General features: G+C 64.6%; 3 protein-coding genes. All 3 read right to left on the minus strand.

Features of this window, described 5'->3' with window-relative positions; all coding sequences use genetic code 11:
- Positions 1 to 1,167 (minus strand): DUF418 domain-containing protein (locus tag A3736_RS00980; RefSeq protein ID WP_067678080.1); only part of this gene is annotated, 1,167 nt, incomplete at its 3' end.
- Positions 1,168 to 1,217: 50 nt separating this feature from the next.
- Positions 1,218 to 1,427: a YrhK family protein gene (locus A3736_RS00985; RefSeq protein ID WP_233999141.1), complete on the minus strand. Its 210-nt coding sequence runs from the start codon at positions 1,425 to 1,427 to the stop codon at positions 1,218 to 1,220.
- A gap of 168 nt (positions 1,428 to 1,595) precedes the next feature.
- The coding region (locus tag A3736_RS16870) for an SPOR domain-containing protein (protein ID WP_197465442.1) at positions 1,596 to 2,033 on the minus strand (438 nt) is incomplete at its 5' end.

Raw genomic sequence — 2,033 nt, forward strand, 5'->3', positions numbered from 1 at the left:
GCCGTAGAGCCCCCCACGCGTCAATTCGCCGAACAGCCCCCCCGCCCAGCCATGGAAGACCAGCATCATCACCACGGACGTGCCGAGATAATTGGTAAAGGCCGCCCGCCCCGCTGCCGAAACGCGCAGTGCCAGCCATCCGCTCACCCGCTCGCCCCACAGCGCCAGCAGCGCGAGCAGACCCAGCCCCATGAAAAGACGCGGGAAATGGGACCAGCCGATGAAAGCGGCAATCGTGTCCCAATAGCCGAATCCACCGGCCCGAACCATCAGCGCGATCCACAATGTCAGCGCCCCGCCGACCAGCACCCCCGCCCAGCCCCAGATCATCTGCTTGCGCCGGTCGACGCCGCCGGAAAACAGCCCCTTGCGATAGAGCGCCATACCCATCAGCATCAGCGGCAAGGTCTCCAGCCAGAACAGCAGGAGCATGGTCAGCGGCTCGGTTGTGCTTTCGGTGAGATTGCGTTCGACCAAGCCGGGATAATCGCCGCTCGCGATCAATTCACCGTCGATCCGGTCCTGCGCGATTTCCTCTTCCTGCGCTTCGACCATCACGGCCTGCACTTCAGCCCGCGCGGCTTCGTCTCCGGGGATCGCGCCGTTCGCGCTCATCACCATGGATGCGGCCATTCCGGCATAGACGATACCGCCGACGATATAGCCCAGCACGCCGAGGATGAACTGGTTGCGGCGCGCCATCTTCACGAAGGGCAGCACGGCAAGGCCGGACACCGCATAGAGGAACAGAATGTCTCCCTTCCAGATGAAGAAGAAATGGAAGAGCCCGAACAGGCCCAGCCACAACAGCCTGCGCACCTGGAGCCAGCGGCCCTGTCCCCGTTCCCACGCCTTTTCGAGGAAGAGATAGAGCCCGGCCCCGAACAGAAGCGAGAACAGCGCGCGCATCTTGCCGTCGACGAGGACGAATTGCGCAACCCACATCCAACCCTCCGCCTCGCCATGCGGCGTCAGAAAGGCGTCTGGATACATGTAAGCGGCAAAAGGCTGGCCGAAGGCGATGATATTCGCCGCGAGGATACCCATCACAGCAATGCCGCGAATGAAATCGAGGCTCGCGATCCGATCGGGCGAGGCGCCGAGCGGTGCTGTATGCGCTTGCGGCTGGTCGGGTGAGGCGGCAGCTGCTGCGCGCGTTTCAGTCATTTTGTCCCCCAATCGTCCCAGCCACGCGTCCGTCCCTTGTGCCCGATACACTATCTATCGTCGTACAGTTTGACCGCCAAGCTGCCCAGCGCGCCCACCAGCATCAGCGCCGACCCGACGATAAAGAGCCAAACGGCAAGTTTCTGCAAATTCTCGAATTGCGGGAGAAAGAGCACGCTTCCGACCACGAACGTGGCATTGCCTGCCACGCCGAGCGAGGTGTGTATCCACCCGTAATCCTTGACCAGCGTCTTCAGCATATTCGACACGGCATCATCCCTTCCGCGCGCTCCTAGGCCATTCGGGCGGGCTCCGTAACCGACGAGCTTAAAGAGGGCTCTCTCCAAAAACGAATGCCGATGCAATGTATGGCCGCTCTCGATCGAGCGAAACGGGTCAATTGAAGGGGGGAAGCCGGCCTCGCGCGATCAACGGGTGACGAGGCAGTCCTGCCCGCCGCGTTTCAGGGCGGAGCATGCATCCTGCGCCGCGGCGCGGCTGGGATAGCCGACCGCCATGACCTTGGTGAGACGCCCGGCAGGCTCCTGCTCGACGCGCGCATCGCCGAGGGCGGCATTGCCCGACAGGCGGCTCGCCAGGCGATCGGCATTTCCGGAATTGCCGAAAGCGCCGAGCTGCAATTTCCACTCGCCCGCCATGCGCGCGCCCGCGCTTACCGGAACCGTTGCCGCGACGGGGGCGGCCTGCGCTGCGGGCTTGCCCGGAACCGGCGTCGATCGCGTCACGGCGGGGGCGGGTTGGCGACGGCCTTCGGGCAGCGTGTAATCGGCCCCGGCGGTGTCGGCCCGCGCCACTTCGACCGGGCGCGTTGCGGCAGGAACAGGAGCGGCAGCGCGCGCCGGAAC

It is taken from the genome of Erythrobacter sp. HI0063 (assembly GCF_001635685.1).
Classification (GTDB): domain Bacteria; phylum Pseudomonadota; class Alphaproteobacteria; order Sphingomonadales; family Sphingomonadaceae; genus Qipengyuania.